Source organism: Flavobacterium ustbae, from assembly GCF_003946915.1.
Lineage (GTDB): Bacteria > Bacteroidota > Bacteroidia > Flavobacteriales > Flavobacteriaceae > Flavobacterium > Flavobacterium ustbae.
Window position 1 is genome coordinate 21,677 of the sequence record NZ_RPOC01000009.1, and the last position, 22,840, is coordinate 44,516.

At 32.9% G+C, this 22,840-nt stretch carries 17 protein-coding genes; 11 read left to right on the forward strand and 6 right to left on the reverse strand.

Going from position 1 to position 22,840, the window contains the following annotated elements:
* The first annotated feature begins 6 nt into the window (after nt 1-6).
* From EG814_RS12605 to obgE, 3 genes are all read left to right on the forward strand, one after another.
* Nucleotides 7-579 carry an adenylate kinase gene (locus tag EG814_RS12605; protein WP_057114947.1) on the forward strand — a complete coding sequence of 191 codons (573 nt, stop codon included), beginning with the start codon at nt 7-9 and terminating at the stop codon, nt 577-579.
* Nucleotides 580-677: 98 nt separating this feature from the next.
* Nucleotides 678-1,952, forward strand: coding sequence for a hemolysin family protein (locus EG814_RS12610; protein ID WP_125722298.1), 1,275 nt, complete (start codon nt 678-680; stop codon nt 1,950-1,952).
* Nucleotides 1,953-2,058: 106 nt separating this feature from the next.
* Nucleotides 2,059-3,060 (forward strand): GTPase ObgE, encoded by a 1,002-nt coding sequence (gene obgE / locus EG814_RS12615; protein WP_125722299.1) that lies wholly within the window; start codon nt 2,059-2,061, stop codon nt 3,058-3,060.
* Nucleotides 3,061-3,177: 117 nt separating this feature from the next.
* Here obgE and EG814_RS12620 read toward each other — a convergent pair whose 3' ends face one another.
* The gene (locus EG814_RS12620; protein WP_125722300.1) at nt 3,178-3,708 is read right to left on the reverse strand and encodes an outer membrane beta-barrel protein; all 531 of its coding nucleotides are present in this window, start codon (nt 3,706-3,708) and stop codon (nt 3,178-3,180) included.
* 302 nt (nt 3,709-4,010) lie between these two features.
* Here EG814_RS12620 and EG814_RS12625 point away from each other — a divergent pair, with 302 nt between their 5' ends.
* The gene (locus EG814_RS12625) at nt 4,011-6,155 is read left to right on the forward strand and encodes a S46 family peptidase (protein WP_125722301.1); all 2,145 of its coding nucleotides are present in this window, start codon (nt 4,011-4,013) and stop codon (nt 6,153-6,155) included.
* 676 nt (nt 6,156-6,831) lie between these two features.
* Here EG814_RS12625 and EG814_RS12630 read toward each other — a convergent pair.
* Nucleotides 6,832-13,122, reverse strand: coding sequence for an alpha-2-macroglobulin family protein (locus EG814_RS12630; protein ID WP_125722302.1), 6,291 nt, complete (start codon nt 13,120-13,122; stop codon nt 6,832-6,834).
* Between the two features lie 142 nt (nt 13,123-13,264).
* Here EG814_RS12630 and EG814_RS12635 point away from each other — a divergent pair, with 142 nt between their 5' ends.
* Together EG814_RS12635 and EG814_RS12640 are read left to right on the forward strand one after the other, a co-directional pair.
* Complete coding sequence (locus EG814_RS12635) at nt 13,265-13,951, forward strand: tetratricopeptide repeat protein (protein ID WP_125722303.1); 687 nt, start codon at nt 13,265-13,267, stop codon at nt 13,949-13,951.
* 71 nt (nt 13,952-14,022) lie between these two features.
* Nucleotides 14,023-15,378, forward strand: coding sequence for a UDP-N-acetylmuramate--L-alanine ligase (locus EG814_RS12640; RefSeq protein ID WP_125722304.1), 1,356 nt, complete (start codon nt 14,023-14,025; stop codon nt 15,376-15,378).
* 111 nt (nt 15,379-15,489) lie between these two features.
* Here the strand turns inward: EG814_RS12640 and EG814_RS12645 are convergent, their stop codons facing one another.
* Complete coding sequence (locus tag EG814_RS12645) at nt 15,490-16,116, reverse strand: DUF1287 domain-containing protein (RefSeq protein WP_125722305.1); 627 nt, start codon at nt 16,114-16,116, stop codon at nt 15,490-15,492.
* A gap of 106 nt (nt 16,117-16,222) precedes the next feature.
* Between EG814_RS12645 and radC the strand changes: the two genes are divergently transcribed.
* From radC to EG814_RS12660, 3 genes are read left to right on the forward strand one after another with little or no spacing between them, the layout of a single operon-like run.
* A complete protein-coding gene (gene radC / locus EG814_RS12650; protein ID WP_125722306.1) occupies nt 16,223-16,912 on the forward strand; it encodes a RadC family protein in 690 nt (229 codons plus the stop codon).
* 3 nt (nt 16,913-16,915) lie between these two features.
* Nucleotides 16,916-17,602, forward strand: coding sequence for a YjjG family noncanonical pyrimidine nucleotidase (locus EG814_RS12655; protein ID WP_125722307.1), 687 nt, complete (start codon nt 16,916-16,918; stop codon nt 17,600-17,602).
* A 2-nt stretch (nt 17,603-17,604) separates the two neighbouring features.
* The gene (locus tag EG814_RS12660) at nt 17,605-18,399 is read left to right on the forward strand and encodes a hypothetical protein (protein ID WP_125722308.1); all 795 of its coding nucleotides are present in this window, start codon (nt 17,605-17,607) and stop codon (nt 18,397-18,399) included.
* 14 nt (nt 18,400-18,413) lie between these two features.
* Here the strand turns inward: EG814_RS12660 and EG814_RS12665 are convergent, their stop codons facing one another.
* Nucleotides 18,414-19,691, reverse strand: a complete 1,278-nt coding sequence (locus EG814_RS12665; RefSeq protein ID WP_125722309.1) for a replication-associated recombination protein A — start codon at nt 19,689-19,691, stop codon at nt 18,414-18,416.
* 173 nt (nt 19,692-19,864) lie between these two features.
* Between EG814_RS12665 and EG814_RS12670 the strand changes: the two genes are divergently transcribed.
* The gene (locus EG814_RS12670; RefSeq protein ID WP_125722310.1) at nt 19,865-20,632 is read left to right on the forward strand and encodes a rhomboid family intramembrane serine protease; all 768 of its coding nucleotides are present in this window, start codon (nt 19,865-19,867) and stop codon (nt 20,630-20,632) included.
* A gap of 57 nt (nt 20,633-20,689) precedes the next feature.
* On the forward strand, nt 20,690-21,193 hold the full coding sequence (locus tag EG814_RS12675) for a hypothetical protein (protein ID WP_235830970.1): 504 nt from the start codon (nt 20,690-20,692) through the stop codon (nt 21,191-21,193).
* A gap of 1 nt (nt 21,194) precedes the next feature.
* Here the strand turns inward: EG814_RS12675 and EG814_RS12680 are convergent, their stop codons facing one another.
* Nucleotides 21,195-21,998 carry a DUF2490 domain-containing protein gene (locus EG814_RS12680; protein ID WP_125722311.1) on the reverse strand — a complete coding sequence of 268 codons (804 nt, stop codon included), beginning with the start codon at nt 21,996-21,998 and terminating at the stop codon, nt 21,195-21,197.
* Nucleotides 21,999-22,045: 47 nt separating this feature from the next.
* On the reverse strand, nt 22,046-22,780 hold the full coding sequence (gene rlmB / locus EG814_RS12685) for a 23S rRNA (guanosine(2251)-2'-O)-methyltransferase RlmB (protein WP_125722312.1): 735 nt from the start codon (nt 22,778-22,780) through the stop codon (nt 22,046-22,048).
* Between the last annotated feature and the right edge of the window lie 60 nt (nt 22,781-22,840).

A 22,840-nucleotide genomic window follows, 5' to 3' on the forward strand; every position in this document is an offset into this window, starting at 1 on the left:
TCAATTATGATTAACATCGTTTTATTTGGAAAGCCTGGTGCGGGAAAAGGAACTCAGGCAGAATTTTTAAAAGAAAAATACAATTTAACACACCTTTCGACTGGAGATATTTTTCGTTTTAATTTAAAAAATGATACTGAGCTAGGAAAAAAAGCAAGAGTTTTTATGGACAATGGAGAATTAGTTCCATGCGAAGTAACTACTGCAATGTTAATTGATGAGGTTAAAAAACATCCAGATACAGCAGGATTCTTGTTCGACGGCTACCCAAGAACAATCAATCAGGCAGAAGCTTTAGATAAATTTTTACCAACAATTGGGTCAAGCGTAACAGCAACAATTGCTTTAGAAGCTGATGACGAAATTTTGGTAGCTCGTTTGTTAGAAAGAGGAAAAACAAGCGGAAGAGCCGATGATCAAGACGAAGAAAAAATTCGTGTGAGATATCAGGAATATAACGAAAAAACAGCTCCGTTAATTGGATATTACAAAGAGCAAAATAAGTTTCATGCCGTAGACGGTATTGGAACAATTGAACAAATTACAGAGCGATTAACATCAGTTATAGATAATTTGTAAAAAAAACCTGTTTGAAGTTAAAAGTTAAATGTTAGAAGAAAATTTGAAAGAAGTTCTGAAAAACATTTAACTTTTGACTTTTAACTTTAAACTTAAAAATGGAAATACTAATAATATTTTTTCTAATACTATTAAACGGAGTTTTCTCCATGTCTGAAATCGCGTTAATTTCGGCCCGTAAAAACAGGCTGGAAACAGCGGCGAAAAAAGGTAACAAAAGTGCTAAAACAGCACTCGATTTAGCCAATTCCCCAAACAAATTTTTATCTACTGTACAAATCGGAATTACCTTAATCGGAATTTTGACCGGTATTTATTCTGGCGATAAAATCACGGCAGATGTTGAGATTTTTGTCGGAGGTTTTGCTGCATTAAAACCATATGCACATTCAATTGCAGTAGGAATTGTGGTAGTTGTCTTAACGTTCTTTTCATTAGTTTTAGGAGAACTGCTTCCAAAACGAATTGGATTAAATTATCCAGAAGCAATTGCGAAAATGGTAGCGATGCCAATGAAAGTGATTTCGATCATTACAGCCCCTTTTATTTGGCTATTAACTACTTCAACAGATTTTTTATTGAATGTTCTTCAAATAAAACCAACTGCTGACGGAAAAGTGACCGAAGAAGAAATTAAAGCCATTATTAAAGAAGGAACAGAAGTAGGAGAAGTTCAAGAAATTGAGCAGGATATTGTTGAGCGTGTTTTCCATATTGGTGACCGAAAAGTGAGTTCGTTAATGACGCATCGCAAATCGGTAGATATGCTTCCGTTAAAAGAAAATAGAGCAAAAATAAAAGAATTAGTAATTCAGGATTTACATGCTGTTTATCCAGTTTACAATGAGAACTACGATGATATTGTTGGGGTTGTCACCTTGAAAAATATTTTTGCCAATATTGAAAACGATAATTTCGATTTATCCAAAATAACGACAGACGCGCCTTATTTGATGGAACAGACAACAGCTTATAAAGCGTTGGAAAATTTCAAGAAAACAGGTGTTCATTATGCATTAGTTTCAGATGAATACGGCGTTTTTCAAGGTTTGATTACCTTGAATGATATTTTGGAAGCTTTGGTTGGAGATGCCTCAGAATTTTACAAAGACGAATTTCAGTTAATAGAAAGAGAAGACGGAACTTGGCTTGTTGATGGACATTATTCGTTGCACGATTTCTTGACGTATTTCGAATTGGACGAATTAACAAACGATTACGAAGTAAATACCGTAAGCGGTATGATTATGACCGAACTTTCGCATATTCCAAAAGAAGGTGAGAAATTAGTGTGGCAAAAATTCGTTTTAGAAGTAGTCGACATGGACGGTGTTAAAATTGATAAAGTGCTTGTAAAAGCGCTTAAAGAGTAGAGAATTTTGTTTCAAGTTTCAGGTTTAAGGTTTCAAGTTTTGCGTAACGGCATTTAACTTTAAACTTTAAATCTGAAACTTGAAACTTTTACATAAACAAAAAAAAATGACAGAAGGGAATTTTGTAGATTACGTTAAGATATATGTTTCGTCCGGAAAAGGAGGGAAAGGATCTACGCATTTACATAGAGAGAAATTTATTGAAAAAGGTGGTCCAGACGGAGGAGATGGAGGTCGAGGAGGACATGTATATTTAGTTGGGAATAAAGGACTCTGGACATTATTTCATTTAAAATTTGCTCGTCATATAAAAGCAGGGCACGGTGGAGACGGTGGAGGAGACCGCAGTACCGGTGCAGACGGAGAAGATAAAATTATCGAAGTGCCTCTTGGAACAGTTGTAAAAGACAAAGAAACCGGAGAAACACTTTTTGAAATTACAGAACACGGAGAAAAACAGATTCTGGCAAGAGGAGGAAAGGGAGGTTTAGGAAACTGGCATTTTAGAAGTTCTACCAACCAAACACCACGTTATGCACAGCCAGGTTTGCTGGGTGTAGAAATGGACGTTATTCTGGAACTTAAAGTTCTTGCCGATGTTGGATTGGTTGGTTTTCCAAATGCAGGAAAATCTACTTTGCTATCTGTATTGACTTCTGCAAAACCAAAAATTGCAGATTATCCGTTTACGACTTTAAAACCAAATTTAGGAATTGTGGCCTACAGAGATTTTCAGTCTTTTGTAATTGCAGATATTCCGGGAATCATTGAAGGTGCTGCAGAAGGAAAAGGTCTTGGGCACTATTTCTTGCGTCATATTGAGCGTAACTCGACTCTATTGTTTCTAGTTCCTGTTGATACACCAGATATTAAAGCAGAATACGATATTTTAGTTAACGAATTGACTAAATATAATCCTGAAATGCTGGATAAAGAACGTCTTGTCGTTATTTCAAAATGCGATATGCTAGATGATGAGTTAAAAGCAGAACTAAAAGCAGAATTAGATGTTTCTTTTAAAGATGTTCCCTATATGTTTATTTCGTCTGTTGCACAACAAGGTTTGACAGATTTAAAAGATAAACTGTGGAAAATGCTTAACGAATAAGAAAAGATTTTTCTATAAAAATATAAAACCCGACAATTTTATTGTCGGGTTTTTACTTTTTGTGCAGAATACAAAAAGTAGTTTGGATTTTTACTTTTTAACGAAAATCCAAAATCATTATAATCCAAAGTTTTTAGAGATTCCGATGTTTACGGTCTTTCCAAAATTAAATCCTAATCTTTCTTCTCTAGAAGTTCCTTTTCCACTTAAATTATCATAACCAATTCCTCCAATAGAGAAATTAAGACCAAATCCTCTTTTCATATTAATAAATAAAGCGGGTGTTAAACTAGCATAAACACCTTTTGTTTTATCGATATTTCTTTCTTGGTATCCTGCTCCTAAATCGGCATAGAAAGAAAACAGGTCAGAAAGTGGGATAGAATAACGTGTAAAGGCACCAATACGGTATGCTTCTTCTCTTTCTTCTCCAGATTCTTTAAAATTAAGGATTGAACCTTCAACCCCTAAAGTCCATTTTTCAGCAAATTGGTATCCGACTTTTGGTGAAAATTCGAAAGATTCTGTTTTGTTTTCTCCAATTTTTTCTGAACTAAATCCCACATTTCCACCCAATAAAATCGATCCTTTTTGTGCATTTGATACAGTTGCTACAAATAGAGCAACTAGTAAAAGTAATTTTTTCATTTTAAATTATTTTAAATATTGCGGCAAATGTATAAGGTCAAAAATATAAGAAAAAGTGTATGTTTATTTTTAACAATGAAGCGATAATATTGATACAAAAGTTGTTAATTCTAAATTATTAAATTTAAAAATTGTAGGATTTTATTTATTTTTAATAAACACTAGATTTCGTTTTTTTAGATTAATTATTGCTGAATTCGTAAAATCGGCATCTAAGCTACTTTATATATTTCTGTTTTAACATTATTTGGCTAAAACAAACGCTAAAATGCGCTATATTCGCAACACTTAAACAAAATAACATGAAAAAAGTAATTTTATTCTTGACCATGTGCCTTGTGGCTCTTCCGGTAAAAGCCGACGAAGGAATGTGGTTTTTGATGTTTATCGAAAGATTGAACCATAGAGATATGGAAAAAATGGGCTTGCAATTGACAGCCGAAGAAATTTACAGTATCAATAATCATAGTTTGAAAGATGCAATTGTACAATTCAATGGTGGATGTACTGCAGAAATTGTATCTAACAGCGGACTGGTTTTAACCAATCATCACTGTGGTTACAACGCAATTGCAGAACTTTCGTCTGCAGAACAAAACTATTTAAAAGATGGTTTCTGGGCAAAAGATAAAAGCGCCGAAATGAAACCAAAATCTTTATACGTTCGTTTCTTCGTGCGTATGGATGATGTTTCTAAAAGAATCTTGTCTAAAGTAAACGATACTATGACAGAAACAGAAAGAAACAAAGTTATTCAGCAAGAAATCGCTTTGATCGAAAAAGAAAACAGCGAAAACGGAAAATACACTGTTTCTGTTCGTCCTTTCTTTCAAGGAAATGAATATTACTATTTTGTTTACCAAGATTATACAGATGTTCGTTTAGTGGGAACACCGCCTGAAAGTGTTGGTAAATTTGGTGGAGATACAGATAACTGGGAGTGGCCTCGCCAAACGGGAGATTTCTCTATGTTTAGAGTTTACGCTGACAAAGACGGAAATCCTGCTGCTTACTCTAAAGACAATGTGCCTTTAAAACCAAAACATTACTTACCTGTAAGTTTAAAAGGTGTTAAAGAAAATGATTTTGCTATGATTTTAGGTTATCCAGGTAGAACAAACCGTTGGATGCCAGCTGGCGGAATTGAGCAAAACATTAAATATGCTTATCCTGCGTGGGTTGAAGGTGCAAAAACTGGAATGGACGCAATGAAAAAACATATGGATAAAGATGCAACTGTTCGTTTACAGTACGCTTCTAAATATGCTTCGACTGCAAACTACTGGAAAAACCGTCAAGGAATGATCGATGCTTTAACAAAAGCAGGAACTGTTGATACAAAAGCGGCACAGGAAGATAAATTTTATGAGTGGGCAAGTAAACCTGCTAACAAAGAGAAATACGAAAATGTAATTCCGACAATTAACGATTATTACAGAGAAACAAACTTAAAAGCGCGTCATGATAACTATTTGATGCAGCTTTTACGTACTTCAAGCTACGCAACTGGACCAGCTAATTTAGGGAACGCTTTAATTGCTTACTACAAAGAAAATGATGCGAAAAAAGCTGAAATGCTTCCTAAAATCAATGCAATGGTTGAGTCTATCTATGGTGAATTTTACGCTCCATTAGAAAAAGATGTTTTAACAGCGCAATTAAATTTATACGCTTCAAAAGCTGCAGAGTACGGACTTGCTCCAGAAATTGCAAAAATGAAAACGGCTAACAATGGTGATTTTACTGCAGACGTAGCAAAAGCAACTGAGATTAGTTATTTTACAAATAAAGAAAAAGTATTAGCATTTTTAGCAGATCCAAAACCATTGGCAATTGTACACGATCCGTTGTATATTATTTCTAATGATTTATTGACAAAATACCGTTCTAAAACAGATGATCAAGCGAAAGCTGATGATGGTTTTGCAACTGCTTACCGTAAATTGGTAGAAGGTTTAAGAGAATCAAAATTGAATGCAATTCAATATCCAGATGCCAATTCTACATTGAGATTGACTTATGGAAAAGTTCGCGCTTTACCTACAGACCCTCGTAACGATGCAAAAATCAATAACTATACTACAATGGAAAGTATGGTGAAAAAATACAAAGCAGGAGACGCTGAGTTTGATTTACCATCTCGTTTGTTAGAATTGAACAAGAAAAAAGATTACGGTCAATATGCTGATAAAGCAGGTTATATGCCAGTAAACTTTTTAACTGATAATGACATTACAGGAGGAAATTCTGGTTCGCCAGTTTTGAACGGAAAAGGAGAATTAATCGGAATTGCTTTTGACGGAAACATCGAGGCAATGGCTGGAGACGTAATTTTTGATTCTAATTTACAAAGAACAATCAACGTAGATATTCGTTATGTACTTTGGATTATAGACAAATACGCTGGAGCTAAAAACATCATCGACGAATTGACGATTAATAAATAATTCTAATTTTTAGATTTTCCGCCACGAATTCACGAATTAATTAAATAAAATTCGTGAATTCGTGGCGGATTTTTTTTGTAGATGATTGACGAATTTCCCTAATCTAAAAAACGTATTTTAGAAATTGATGTAAATAAGTAGGTTTTTTATTGGTGTAATTTTTTTCGCCACGAATTCACGAATTAATTAAATGAAATTCGTGAATTCGTGACGGATTTTTTTGTAGATGATTGACGAATTTCCCTAATCTAAAACACGTATTTTAGAAATTGATGTAAATAAATAGGTTTTTATTAGTGTAATTTTTTCCGCCACGAATTCACGAATTAATTAAATAAAATTCGTGAATTCGTGGCGGATTTTTTTTGTAGATGATTGACGAATTTCCCTAATCTAAAACACGTATTTTAGAAATTGATGTAAATAAATAGGTTTTTTATTAGTGTAATTTTTTTCGCCACGAATTCACGAATTAATTAAATGAAATTCGTGAATTCGTGGCGGATTTTTTTGTAGATGATTGACGAATTTCCCTAATCTAAAAAAACGTATTTTAGAAATTGATGTAAATAAGTAGGTTTTTTATTGGTGTAATTTTTTTCGCCACGAATTCATGAATTAATATAATCTATGCATATAGATTTTAAAAATAATTCGTGAATTCGTGGCGAACTTTTTAATTCACTTTAACTCTAATCCCTTTTGTGTGACTTGTAAATTCTGGTGCGTACATACTTTCAATTGTTGTAACTCCGTTCGAGAATTCTCCGCTGTTATTTACTCTTATATCATATTCTAAAACATACGTTCCTTTATTGATTTGATCAAAGAAGAAATGTGTTGCAGCATCTTTTGTACTGATATAATATCCTAAACGATCTTTGTATTGATATTGTGAAAGTACATTTACAGGTTCAAAACAAGAAGCGCGCATATCTTTCAAATGAATATATTCTACATCTTCTTTAGAAGAAATAATTAATCTCACGGTTACTAAATCTCCAGTTTTTAATGGGTTTTTAGGCGTTATTTTTTCTAATTCATTTCCTTTTAAAGTATTTTTCTTCAAATACAATTCTTTTGAAACCGATAGAACAGCACCTTTATTGGTTTTTATTTTATCCAAATCTTCAAAATACTGCCAATAAACACCTCCAAAACCTGGAACTTGCGATTTGTTTTGAATTTGGATTGAAGCCATTTCTTTTTTCACTTCATCAGCCTTCCAGTTTAGTTTGATGTATCCTGTTTCGGCTTCTTTTTCGTTTTCGGCTAGTTTTTTGGTAATGATTTTTTCATCTCCCAATTTTATAATCGTATTATCTTTTACCGAAAGCCAATCGGTACCTTGCATCAATAATGCATAAATCGCTTCGGTTGTTGATTTTGTTGTCGGCCAGTTTTTGGTTTGTTTGTTTTTTAATAACCAGACTTTCATTGCATCGACAGATTTTTTATCGTTGCTAATTTCGGCGAAAGCCTCAATTAATAATGCCTGAGTTTCAATTGGTGCCTGATACCAATACCAACCCGATTTATTGGCAATCCAATACATTCCCCAATCTTCATTATTGGATGAAGTTTCTTTTAAACTTTCAATAATTTTTTTAGCGCTTTCTTTTTCTCCAAAACGATTCAAAGTCAAAGCAGCTAAACCTTTTTCATAAACAGAATAATTCAGCCAGTCTTTTTTAGCGGTTTCCAGATATACTTTTGCTGTTTTCTTCAAAGTATCCGACAAAGGATATTTTTCTAAATAAAAACTTCTGGTATACAAATAATGCAAATCAGAATACGGATTAATCCAAATTAATTTATCGCTTGCTTTTAAGTTTTGGGTTCTTGTTTTATGATATTCTAAAAATTTGCCATCTAAGAACGGAATTCCTGTTTTGGCAATATCATCAGTTTTTGCAGTGCTGGTTTTACTTAGTTTTTCCAAATGACCTAAACCTGCTAAAATATGTCTCGTGATATATTCACTTTCATAATCGCCGCCGAACCATACAAATCCGCCAGACGGTTTTTGCTTTTGTTTTAATTTTTCGAAAGTCGCTTCCTGAGAAGTTTTCATTTTATCTAAATCAAATAATAGCGCCAGATTTTTTTTCTTTTCGTCTTCGGTTTGAGCATCTTTTAACCAAGGCGTTTCGGCTAAAATCAATGATTTTAATTCTTCATTTTCTTCCAGTTTAGAAATTGGTTTTCCATTTTTTCTCCAATCATCAAAAACATTGGCAATTTTCGGATTACTCGAAATAATTTCAGAAGCCAACGCATTGGCATAAAAACGGGCAAAAGTCTGTTCGGCGCATTCATGTTCGTATTCCATTAAATACGGCAATGATTGAATGGCAATCCAAGTCGGATTAGAGGTGTATTCTAACGTAAACTGATGATTTCTTAAAGTGGACGAATTATTATTCTTTAAATTCTCAAACGTATATTCTTTCGTTGAATTCTCACGAACCCAAATCGGAATGCTTTCTGTAACCAGCATATTATTCGTTAAAACAGGAAGAATGCTTTCTTCTCCATCCGAAAAATTACCAGATTTGGCTACTATTTTATATTGAATGCCTTGCAATCCTTCTGGAATTGTAATTTTCCAATTTGCAGTTGTGTTACCGTATGCCGAAATCGTAAAGTTTTTAATGTTTTTTGCGTTGAGCATTTTCGCATCAATTGGCTGCATGGTTACAGCATCAAAAAACTGTAGACTTGCAATTCCGGTTTTCGCTTCAGCGGTTACATTTGAGATTTTAGCACTAATTACAATCGTATCTTTTTCTCTAAAGAAACGTGGAAAATTTGGCAAAACCATCAATTCTTTTTGGGTCACAACACTTTTCTCCAAATAACCTGAAACCGCATCTTTATTATGCGCCAGCAAACGAAGCTTCCAAGCCGTTAAAGCTTCTGGAGAAGTGAAATTGAAACTTACTTTTCCTTTTGAATCTGTTTTTAAGTGAGGGTAAAAGAAAGCCGTTTCAGAAAGGTTTTTTCTGGCTTTTACTTGGGTTAGAGCTTCGAGTGATTTTTTGGTTGTAATGATGACAACGCCATTTGCGGCTTTGCTTCCATAAAGAGCAGTTGCTTTAGCGTCTTTTAAAACATCAACAGAAAGGATATCTGCTGGATTTATAACGTTTACTGCACTTTCTGATGAAACTTCTCCATCGACGACATACAACATAGATGTTCCGCCAACGGTTGAGCTTAAGCCTCTAATGACTGGTTTAACAAATTTTACTGAATTAGCTTTTTTATCACTAGATGAATAATTGTAAACAGCGTTGTCTTGTTGAACTTCTTCATTTGGAGCTCCAGCTGGTGGAGGTGCGCTAGCAGCCATGACCGCATCAGCCTCTCCTTTTATCATTTCACTGCCCACTTTTTTATCTTTTAGATCCATTATTGTTACAGCTGCATAACCATATGTACTGTTAGTAAAATCAAATCCGAACCAGTTTAATTTTGTTTCTTCGTTTCGAAATTTAATTTCTTGTTGCAATTCATTTAGATTTCTGATAGAAGTGTAGCTTTTCTCAAAACCTATTCCAGATCTGAAATTTGCACTATTGTAACGATATTGATCTATAATTAAGTTTTGCCAGTCTTTTTGGGTAAATTGATCTAATGAGCTGTCGTACATTGAGGCCAATACTTCTGCTTCGGCGTTTGCATTAGTGTTTTTTAATTTAAACGACCATTTTTCATTGTTTCCAGGTTCAATTTTATTTCTAAAACTTTCTACCAATAATTCTAGTTTAGATTCGTCAGTTTTTAAAGTGCTTTCTATTTCATCTACAAAAATTTCATTTTCAAAAATACTTTCAAAACCCAGGCGTACCGATTTTTCGAATTCTTTCTGTAACGGAATTTTGATTGTCATTTGGTTATTTTCTAAATGATACGTGTTTTCAAAATACCTTTTATTTTCGTAATTGCCGCTTGCCATAATATAAAGCTCTGGAATTACAGAAGATAATTGGACTTCTATAAAGCCATCTTTTTTAGGATCGGCATTTATTTGTGTTGCAGTAAATAATTTTCCGGGATCAAATTTGTCTTTACTTTGTTTAATTTGGAAAACTGAAACCGCTTCTATAAGATTATTAAATGAATCCTTTGAAGAAAAAACAATTTTATAATTTCCTGATTTGTAATTTGAAATAAAGTCAAGTGCTAGAGTTTTTTCTTTTTCAGTATCAATTTTTTTAGAAAAGACTAGAACATCATTTGTTTTTTCTGCAAACTCATTTTGCCTTTGTTCATAAGGAAATAGTCGTTCAAATTCGGATGCTGAAATTGTTTCGATTTCTGGTTTTTCAAAGATTGGATTTTTGAATTTATTCTTAAAAGTATTCATAAAATACAATTTAATTTCTCCTTTTGTCGCAACAAATTCTCCGTTCAAATTGGTACTCGTAAGCGTGATTTTATTTTTATTTTTTGTATTGATGCTATTGGGTACACCAGCATTAAGGATCAAATCATGATAGCCTACTTTTATTATAGTTTCAGAAGAATGTGTTTCGCCGTTAATATCAGTAATAGTTGCATTAATTCTATAATTAAAAACAGGCAATTGCTCTTTTACGGCATTTGTGGAAGGTTGCGCCACAAAATCAATGACAAATTTTCCAGAAGCGTCTGTAGTAGTTTCTCCAGTAGCTATAATTTCATTTTGCTCCTGACCGTAATAATTTCTAAAATAACTTAAATAGCGCGTAACTGTATACGTAACTTTAGCATCAGAAATGTTGCTTCCTGCAAAAGCTTTCGCAGTTCCTTTTACTTTAACAGATTGATTGACTTGATAACTTTCTTTTTTAGCATCAAAATCTACTTTAAATTTTGGGCGTTTGTATTCTTCAACGCTAAAACTCGTTTCGGAGTTTTCTAATGTAACATTATCCCAGAATACTGAACTTGGTTTAGTTGCATTATCAGGTTTCTCAGCCTCTATATTAAAATAGCCAGTTAATCCGTTTTTAGGCAAATCGAATTCACCTGAAAAGGAACCAAATTCATTTGTTATAACATCAAATTCTTTGATTTTCTGATAATTGGAATCTTTTATAGTTATTTTAAAAGAAGTTTGAGCAACTACGTTCGTTTTATTATTCTGTTTTTGAAAGGCAATACCTTTGTAATAAACCTTTTGCCCCGGACGATAAATGGCACGATCTAGATAAAACTCAACTTTTCCATTTAAAGTTTTATCCTCGTCTTTTTTATAGTGTTCTGCATATGTAACATAATTTTCTTCTGGAATGATAGTGTCATTTTGTATTGAAAATTCGGTTTTGTCGTTATATCTGTAATTGCTAGTGCCAGTGTAAGTAGCTAAACCATTTGAATCTGTTTTTAAAGTATAATTTTTTGTTTTTATGTTAACATTTTCAAGAGGTTTACCTGTTTTTCGATCCAAAACCTGAAAAATTTGTTTACCGATTTCCTTATAAGCCAATACACTAAGATTTGAAACGGTAATAATTTCAGAGGCAAATGCTTTCTGTCCATCTACTTCGGAATCACTTTCAAAATAAACTAAATAAATTCCAGTTTCTAATTTTGGTAAAAGAACCTCAGTAGTATATTCAAAGAAGTCATTTTTGTTTTGAAATTCATATTCTTTTGATGCAATTTTAGTTCGATTTTTTATGAAAGCATCTGTAAGACTGTCAGCTAGATATCTTGCATTTGTTATTTCCTGTAGCTTTTTAGAATCTATTTTGTAAAAAGAAATGTTTAAACGATTTAAGTTTTTATAGGTTATAAAAGCTCTGGTGTTTTCATTATTGTAAATGTATTTTTCCATCTGAACTTGCATCGTTTTCCATACAATTTGTCTTTTTGCCTGTTGCGCTTTTTTTGCGGTGTTAGACTCATTGTCCAGTTTTTCAATTTGGTCTAATATTTTTACAGCATCAATATTATAAGTTGGATGCAATTGTTTTGAAGCCTGTTCGTGTAATATCGTTGCTTTTTTGAATAAGATTTTTTGAGTTAATAGCTTATCGGTAGATTTTTGTTCTAATTCATTCAAGACGGTCATTAGATCATCTTTTGAATTCGTTAGAAAGCCACTGATAAACTCAATGCGATTAAATCGATTTTCTAATGAAGGATTATTTAATTCTGACTTTTGATAAAGAGCCAAAACCTTTCTGAAATTTTCTTCGGTTATAAAATTAAGATCGAGCGTTAAAAAAGTGTCAGAATTTCCTAATAATTCATTCGAATACTTGTCAATCTGGCTATTGTCGATTTCCCATCTTTTTATTTTTGAGGTAAAAAAATCGATATTTTCCTTTAGTAAATACTCATATAAGTTTTCATTTTTGATTTTTTCTAAAGTTAGAAATTCGAAAATAGCCTGATAATTTGCTAAAGGTGTTGTTTTAAGAATAGCCTCATTTTCTAACGTTTTATCAAAAATAGCAATTACTTCTTTTTCGGAAGTAAAATTAATACTAGCTTCTTCCTCTTCAGGAATGTCAATAACAGCCGAAGTCGTATCAACAACTGCGATTCCGTCAACAGCTGCAGTATCTATTGTCGATGCGGCACTGTCTACCACCGCAGCTGCACTGTCAATAATGAAAGCAGCTTCGTCATAATTAGAATAATGATTTAGACATTTAGCATAAATAAGATTTAAGATTGCTTTTGAAGGAATTGAAACGCGGGAAATATCTTTTTTTAGATTATTTAAAATTTTAGTTTTTGCATTTTCATCCACCACTTGTAAATACTTAGACTGATAAAAAAAAGATTTTATCATTTGAACTTCGTCTTTTTTTGAAACCGCTTTTTTATAAATTTTAGCAACAGCTTCGTTTGCTGATTTTATTTTGCCTTCGTTTTCAAGTTCATTTACTTTTTTCCATTTTTTGTCATTTTGCTGTGCAAAAAGAGCTGTAGAAAATAGCAGTAGTACAAATAATATTTTTTTCATAAAATGAGTTTTAATCTAAAGATGTTTAAATTTTGAAAAAGGTTGGGAATAGCAGCAAATTATTTGCAAATAATTTTCGTACAAAGTACTAATTTATCTCAAAAACAAAAAGTTGCATTCTATATTTCGTTATTTTTGAGTTATGAGAAAGCTGCTCCTCTTTTTTTTATTAGTTCCAATTTGTCTTTGGGCACAATCTACTTTTGATAAAGCGGAGAAACTTTATCATAATAAAAAATATGACGAAGCTGAAATTCTTTTTGAAACGGTCTTAAAAACAAAACCATCCGATATAAAAACCATAGAATATTTGGGCGAAATTATGGCTCATCAAAAAAAGTGGGTAAAAGGAGCTGAATACTTTAAAAAACTAAAAGAATTAAAACCAACAGAAGCCGATTATTTTTTTAAATATGGAGGATGTCTCGCCATGAGAGCAATGGAAATAAATAAAATAAAAGCACTAACCCTGGTCGATGATATGAAAGAAGCTTTTGAAAAAACAATTCAACTCGATCCAAAACACATACAAGCTAGGTGGGCATTGATTGAATTGTATTTGCAATTGCCCGGAATCTTTGGCGGAAGCGAGTCTAAAGCAATTTCCTATTCTAATGAATTATCACAATTTTCGCCTGTAGACGGATATTTATCCAAAGGAAGAATCGATGAATATTTTAAAAGATATACATTGGCCGAAAAAAATTATTTGAAAGCAAATGAAATTGGCAAATCAAAAGTCACATTTCAAAAATTATATAATTTATATTTGAACAAATTAAAAGATCCAAAAAAAGCACAGGAATTAAAACGAAAATTCGAAGCATAAAATAGAAATCTCAAATTGCAAATTCTAATATTTTTGGAATTTGCAATTTTAAAAAAATTGAAATTTTATAAATGAAAACACATTTCATCGCCATTGGCGGAAGCGCTATGCACAATCTAGCATTAGCATTACATAATAAAGGATATCAAGTTACAGGAAGCGACGATGCTATTTTTGAGCCTTCAAAATCAAGATTAGAAAAAAAAGGAATTCTTCCGGCAGAGTTGGGATGGTTTCCAGAAAAAATAACTGCTGATATTGATGCAATTATTTTAGGAATGCATGCAAAAGCGGATAATCCTGAATTGTTGAAAGCACAGGATTTGGGCTTGAAAATTTATTCGTATCCTGAATTTTTGTACGAACAGTCTAAGAATAAAACGCGTGTTGTTATTGGAGGTTCACATGGAAAAACAACAATTACATCGATGATTCTTCATGTTATGAATTACCATAATATTGCAGTAGATTATATGGTGGGAGCACAGCTGGAAGGTTTTGATACGATGGTACATTTGACGGAAGAAAATGATTTTATGGTTTTAGAAGGCGATGAATACTTATCTTCGCCAATTGACCGTCGTCCTAAATTTCATTTGTATCAGCCAAACATCGCTTTAATTTCTGGAATTGCTTGGGATCATATTAATGTTTTTCCAACGTATGAAAATTATGTAGAGCAGTTTGAGATTTTTATCGAAAAAATTACGAATGGCGGCATTTTGGTTTACAACGAAAATGATCCTGAGGTAAAACGTGTTGCAGAAGCGGCAACAAATCCGATTAGAAAAATTGCTTATTCGACTCCGGAATATTCAGTGAGCGACGGCGTAACTTTACTAAAAACTCCAGAAGGAGATATGCCAATTGAAGTTTTTGGAGCACACAATTTGAATAATCTTGCAGGCGCTAAATGGATTTGCCAAAACATGGGCGTTGACGAAGAAGATTTTTACGAAGCAATTGCAAGTTTTAAAGGCGCGTCTAAACGTTTAGAAAAAATCGCTGAAGGAAAAGGAAAAGTAGCTTACAAAGATTTTGCACATTCGCCGAGTAAAGTGGCCGCGACAACAAAAGCCGTAAAAGAACAATATCCAAATAGAACTTTGGTAGCTTGTTTAGAATTGCATACTTACAGTAGTTTAAATGCTGCGTTTTTAAAAGAATATGAAGGCGCTCTGGAATATGCCGATGTTGCAGTAGTTTTCTATTCGCCAGATGCGGTAAAAATTAAGCAATTAGAAGAAGTAACATACGAACAGATTGCGACTGCATTCAATAGAAAAGATTTGATTATTTATACCAATCCAGCTGAATTTAAAGAATACTTATTCAACCTGAATTTAGAAAATTCTGCACTATTATTAATGAGTTCTGGAAATTACGGAGGTTTGAATTTTGATGATGTAAGAGGGTTGGTTAATTGAGATAATTAGTTAATTAAAAAATTAGATAATGTGCCAATTGCTTTGCAGTTGGCACTTTTTTATTATCTAATTGGCAAATTATCTAATTGAGAAATTTTCTCATTTTCTAATTCATTTTTCGTATTTAAAATGTCCAACTATCTTATATTCAAATAGACAATCTTCCAAAACTTGTCCGTTGCCCACATTGTGTACAATTAGGTTTCTTTTTCCATCTTTAGATTTTTTGTTCGTTACAATTCCAATATGTGGCAATTTGTCATTTATCATCCAAGTTACCAATTCTCCAGTTTTATATTCTTTAGCATTTTGAGTTACAGGTAATTTAATTCCTTTTCTTTCAAAAAAAACTTCAAGATTTGGAACTCTCCTGTGATCGATATTAGTATCGGTTTTCGTCATTCCCCATTTTTTCAAATTTGGATAAAGGGAAAAATTTTCAATAATATCTTCATGAATTTCTTTTTGCAAATCAATATTTAAAATGCGATACGATCGAATTATAACATCTGTGCAAACCCCTTTTCCTTTTGGGACATCGCCATTTGGATAATCGATTTTTTTATAGTAAGTAGGGTCATAATCAATTGACGGATCGATTATAGAAATGGCTGCTTTTGATAGCTTTTCAGCAAATGTTTTTGGTTCAGCATAATTTGAAACTACTAGAGTTTTCGATTGTTTTTGCTGACATGATATGAAAATTAAAAAGAGAAAACTGATTTGTAATGGTTTCATTTTCAGAAGTTTTATTTTTAAAGATTCTAATTTTTGAAAGCAAATTAATTTTTTGAAAGATTTTTCTTGTATTTGATATATATTCGCTTCTAAAATTTTTATGATTATGGAGGTAGGGCATTTTACGATAAGGGACTGGTCAGAAGATGATAAGCCTCGCGAAAAATTAATGCATAAAGGAAAAGGCATATTAAGTGATGCCGAATTGATTGCGATTCTGATTGGTTCTGGCAGTCGTAATGAATCGGCAGTAGATTTAAGCAAACGTATTTTAGCGAGTGCCGGAGGAATAAATGCTTTGGCAAAATTATCTATTGCTCAGTTAATGAAATTTAAAGGAATTGGCGAAGCAAAGGCAATTACAATTATTGCTGCGCTAGAACTTGGAAGGAGGAGAAAGACAGAAGAAATTCCTGAATTGACAAAAATCACTTCCAGTAAAAAAGCTTTTCAAATCATGCAACCTATAATTGGAGAATTAATGCATGAAGAATTTTGGGTGCTTTTTCTGAATAATTCTAATAAAGTAATTTCCAAAGCGCAATTAAGTAAAGGCGGCATAACGGGAACAGCAGTAGATGTTCGTTTAATATTTAAATTGGCACTTGAAAATGGCGCCACAGGATTGATTTTGTGCCATAATCATCCATCAGGAAGTTTGTTGCCAAGTGAGGCAGATAAGCAGATTACAAAGAAAATTCGTGATGCGGGCAACAATTTAGATGTTAAAATTTTAGACCATTTGATTATAACTGAATCAAAATATTATAGTTTTGTAGATGAAGGAATCTTTTAATACATGAATACCAATATTACCGACATCTTTTTTGACTTAGATCATACGCTTTGGGATTTTGATAAAAATTCAGAAATGGCTTTTGATCGTATTTTTAAAAGTAAATATCAAGAAATTATAACTCAAGATTTTATTAAAGAATATATTCCCATCAATCAAGAATGCTGGCGTTTGTATCAGAATGATAAAATTACGCATCAGGAATTACGTTATAATCGTTTGAAGTTTTCTTTTGATGCTTTGAATTATGTAATTTCAGAAGAAAATATTTTGGCAATTGCAAACGATTATATCGAGTATCTTACTGATAATAATTATCTTTTTGATGGAGCACTCGAGGTTTTAGAATATCTAAAACCAAAATATAATCTTCACATTATCACAAACGGATTTGCTCAGGTACAAGACAAGAAAATTAATAACGCTTCGCTTGGAGGTTATTTTAGCACTATAACAAATTCAGAATTAGCCGGGGTTAAAAAACCAAATAGTATTATATTTGATTATGCATTAAAATTGGCCAATACTTCAAAAGAAAACAGCATCATGATTGGAGACGATTTTGAAGCTGATGTAAATGGAGCGCTAAATGCAGGTTTGGATGCTATTTTCTTTAACGAGAAAAAATTGGATGTTTCTGGAGATTATAAACAGATTAACCATTTATTAGAACTAAAAAAATATTTATAACGATGAGAATTAAACTTTTATTAACTGCCATTTTATGTTCAGTTGCTGGATTTGCGCAGTCTGTTAATGATTACAAAGCTGTAATTGTGCCTTTAAGATATGATTTTATTAAAACAGATAATCAATACCGTTTGGCTACATTAACGAAGTCAAATTTATTAAAAGCAGGTTTTGAAGCTTATTATACAAATGAGCAATTGCCAGACGGACTTACAGACCGTTGTCAGGTTTTATATATTGATGTAAAAAGAGATAATGCATTTTTAGTGACTAAGCTCTTTGTAGAATTGAAAGATTGTTTCGGACAAGTTGTATATACATCTGAAGTAGGTAAAAGTAGAGAGAAAGAATATGATGTTGCTTACAAAGAAGCTCTAGATAATGCTTTTGCATCGATTTATGCTTTACATTATAAGTACAGTGGTAATCCTGTAGCAGCTGCAAAGGTGCCACTTGCACAAAAAAATACTGCCGAAACTTTAGCAGCGTCTTCTGCTATTGCTCCTGCGGCAGCGGCAGTAAAAGTAGCGCCAGCAAATACAGCAGTTGCAGCTACTTCGCCAGATTTAAAAGATCCAAATTTATTATATGCTCAACCAACAGAATCAGGTTATCAGTTAATAGATAAAACTCCAAAAGTGGTAATGAAGCTTTTCAAAACTTCTCAGCCAAATGTTTACATCGCAAGTAAAGATAATGTTCAAGGTTCTTTAATTTTAAAAGAAGATGGACAATGGTATTTTGAGTCTTATCAAAATGATAAATTAGTTTCAGAAAAAATTGTAGTTAAATTCTAAATATAAAATATGGTTTAATAACCGTATTTATCTTTCCAGCGGTTTTTTAAAAATTCGCGGGTACTGTTCTCTCTAGAATTGTTTCCGGGATTGTAAAGAACCGTTTTTTTTATGGCATCTGGCAAAAACTCTTGTTCTGCAAAATTGTTGGCGTAATCGTGCGAATATTTATATTCATCTCCATATCCTAATTCCTTCATTAATTTGGTAGGTGCATTTCGCAAATGAATAGGCACAGGCAAATCACCTGTTTGTTTGACCAATTGCTGCGCATTGCCTATAGCCATATAAGAAGCATTGCTTTTAGGAGAAGTTGCCAAATAAATAGCACATTGGCTCAATATAATACGGCTTTCTGGATATCCGATAGTGGTAACGGCCTGAAAAGTATTATTGGCCATTATAAGTGCAGTTGGGTTAGCATTGCCAATATCTTCACTGGCAAGAATAAGCATTCTTCTAGCAATAAATTTCACATCTTCGCCACCCTCAATCATTCTCGCTAGCCAATAAACAGCTCCGTTTGGATCGCTGCCACGAATAGATTTAATAAATGCAGAAACAATATCGTAGTGCTGTTCGCCAGTTTTGTCATACAGAACTGTATTTTGCTGTACCAATTCTAAAACACGGTCGTTGGTAATAGTAATGTCATCTCCAGCAGAAGCATTAACAACAAGCTCAAACACATTTAAGAGTTTTCTTCCGTCACCACCAGAAATACGCAGTAAAGCTTCTGTTTCTTTTAGGTTTATTTTTTTTGTCAATAAATAGGTGTCGGTTTTCATTGCACGCTCTAAAAGAGCTTCTAGATCGGCTTTTGTAAAAGCATTAAGGATATAAACCTGGCAACGTGACAATAATGCAGGAATCACCTCAAAACTTGGATTTTCGGTTGTAGCACCAACCAAAGTTATCCAGCCTTTTTCTACTGCCGCTAAAAGCGAATCTTGCTGTGATTTACTAAACCTGTGAATCTCATCAATAAATAGAATAGGATTTTTAGCAGTAAAAAGTCCGCCGCTTTGTTTTGCTTTTTCAATAACATCACGAATATCTTTTACACCAGAATTTATGGCGCTCAAAATGTAAAAGGGTCTCTTTGATTCTTGAGCAATAATTTGTGCCAATGTAGTTTTTCCTGTTCCCGGAGGACCCCAGAAAATCAAGGAAGGAATTATTCCTTTTGAAATTTGCTGTGTTAGAGAACCAGTTGGCCCAACCAAGTGCAGTTGGCTTATATAATCTTCTAATTTTTGCGGACGAATACGCTCTGCTAAAGGTGCTTCCATATTACAAAATTACTATTTTAAGATTTAAATTTCATCCATTCAAAAGTTAAAACACTTCAAAGAGACAAGGATTGTTCCGATTTGAGACAATTCTTTGCTTTGTGTATGACAAATTATCAGTAAAATATTTTTGGAAAGTTTTTTGAGTTCAATAAAATATTATTTTATAAAATATGAGCGATACTAATTTTAAGTTTTCCAATTCGGTAGTTGCACTGCCGTTATTTTTTGTCCTTTTTTTATGGATAGTATATTGGCTTCAGATTCGCTTTGATTTTGATTTTTATAAATACGGAATTTATCCTAGAGACCTTTTAGGACTTCGAGGCATTTTGTGTAGTCCATTTATTCATGAGAATTTAGATCATTTATACAATAATAGCATTCCGCTTTTGATACTATTGGCAGCCATGCAGTTTTTTTATCCAAAACAGACTTTTGGTGTTATTGGTTACGGCATTATATTTTCAGGATTAATTACCTGGGTGGTAGGAAGAGAGAATTTTCATATTGGCGCCAGCGGATTGATTTATGTTTTGGTAAGTTTTATTTTTTTTAAAGGTATTCAAACTAAATATTACAGATTAGTAGCGTTGTCCTTAACTGTGATTTTGCTTTATGGCGGAATGATATGGTATGTTTTTCCAGATGTAGATCAATCTATTTCTTGGGAAGGGCATTTGGCGGGTCTTATAACTGGTTTTGTTTTGAGTTTTTTTTATAAAGCACCCGAATATGCAAAACCAATTGTTTATGATTGGCAGCGACCAGATTTTGATGCCAGCAACGATCCTTTTATGAAGCATTTTGATGAAAACGGAAATTTTGCTCCCATTTCGTATGAAGATCAAGAAGAACATATTGAATATTTTTCAGCAAGTCATCCGGTAAAGTATATCTTAATCAAAAAGACAGATTCAGATGAAGAAGCGGACAAGTGATTTTCTTTGAAATAAAAAGAGTAAATTTGTTATGCTAACAATTTAATTTTGAGCATTATGAAAATAAATTTTTTAGTTTTCTTCTTATGTTTGATTTGTAATTCAAAAGTTATTGCTCAATGTGAAATAAAAAATATGGTGCAAGCAGATGGAAGCATGTTGTACTATTTTGAGCCTGCCGTTTTTTATACAACAAAATCAAAATCATTAAAAATTAATATTGTTACCGACAAAGAGCATTATTTTGTTGCTTTACAACCTACACCTTTTCCAGAAAAAAAAACAGGTAAAAAGATTAAAGACGATTTAATAATTCATCTTGCAGACAACAAAACTTATAAGTTAACACATTACGATACAGCATATCGGCGTAACGATTCTATAATGCAAGTTCTTTATTTAATAGATAATAAAGATATCGAGGCGTTTTCTCATTATGAGGCTGTCAGCGCGGAAATCAATATGCAGGGGACTGAATTTGTGAGAAGCTACAACTTTAAACTTCATAAAAATGCTATAGTAGAACAGCTTAGGTGTTTTTTTAAGAAAGACGAAAACTAGTTTATTCGTTATCGTTTACTTCAGGATGTCTTTGATGTTGAATTTTCTTTTGAAGATTTCGAAAAAGATTATTGAAAGAAATAGACAGAGAAGCTGCATTTGTGGTTTGATTTCCTTTACTTCTTGGGAGATATTCATTACAATACGTTAGCTCAACCTGAAAATCATCTGAAAACAAATAACCAGCCCCAATATTTAGTCGATTCCGATCAAAGAAGCTCTCGCCTGTAACTTTAGCTCCAGACTTGAAATAAATCTCGTCAGATGCAATTGCATATACAACACCAGCTCTTAAAAATTTGCTGTTAATGGGCCGCATATATTTAACCTGCTGACGATATCTAATGACATTTTCATATTCATTATCTCCATTTTTCATATGGCGAAATTCAGTGCGCATTCTTGTGCTTAAAGTATAGCCAGTTTTATGAAAATAATAAATACCTTGAAGAGCAAAACGCCATTCGGGAGATTCGAACTGTCCAATTTCAGGAACATCTCTATTATTGTAATAAGCTCCAAAGGCAGAAAATTTCCATCTAGGAGAGTAGTAGTAATGTCCCCAACCTCTTATAGATCTTTGAATGGTATTTTCGAATAAATTTGGTGAAGATGCAGTGCTGCTGTAAGTCGCTGCTACATCTATTTCAGTTGCCCACTTTTTGTTTATAGTTTGATTAAACTGAAATTCATTCCAAAACTGATTGTACGTAGTATTCTGTCCGTAGCTGTTTGTAATTAGTAAAATTACAAACAGGCATCGGAAAATGGTAACTTTTAATTTTGAATTAGATTTTGAAAGCATTAATTAAAGGTATTTAATTATTTCATTCGCATCTTAATCTCAATTTATTAGATTCTTTGTCGAACAGCTTCGTATAAAAAAGCGCCGCAGGCAACAGATACATTTAAAGATCCAATTGAGCCAAACATTGGCAGTTTTGCCTTTTCATCAACTATTTTTAAAACAGAAGGATTAATTCCTCGATCTTCAGATCCCATAATGATAGCCAATGGTTCTGAAAGCGATATATCGTATATGTTTTGATCTGTTTTTTCAGTAGCAGCAACTGTTTTGATTCCAGAACCTTGCAAGTAGAAAATAGCATCTTTTATATGTTCCACTTTACAAATTGGCACATTGAATACGGCACCTGCAGAAGTTTTAACGGTATCTCCATTTACAGGAGCAGAACCAGCTTTTTGTACAATTATTCCATTTACGCCAGTACATTCAGCTGTTCTAATAATGGCACCAAAGTTTCTGGCATCTGATATCTGATCTAAAATAAGAAAAAGAGGCTTTTTACCGGACTCAATTGTAGATTCTACCAGATGTTCTAAATCCATAAAGCCAATAGGAGAGATCGTTGCTACAGCACCTTGGTGATTGTTTGGAGTTAGGCGATTCAGTTTTTCAACAGGAACATACGAAAAGTTAACGTTTGCACGTTTCATCACTTTCATTAAATCTTTCATAAGCTCACCAGAAATATCTTTCTGGATGAAGACTTTGTCTACTTCTTTTCCTGCCTGAATTGCTTCTATAATGGCTCTAATGCCAAATATTTGATGTTCTTTTTCCATTGGACAAATATAGGTAATATGTTTCTATAAAAAAACCGCCCTGAATTAACAGAGCGGTTT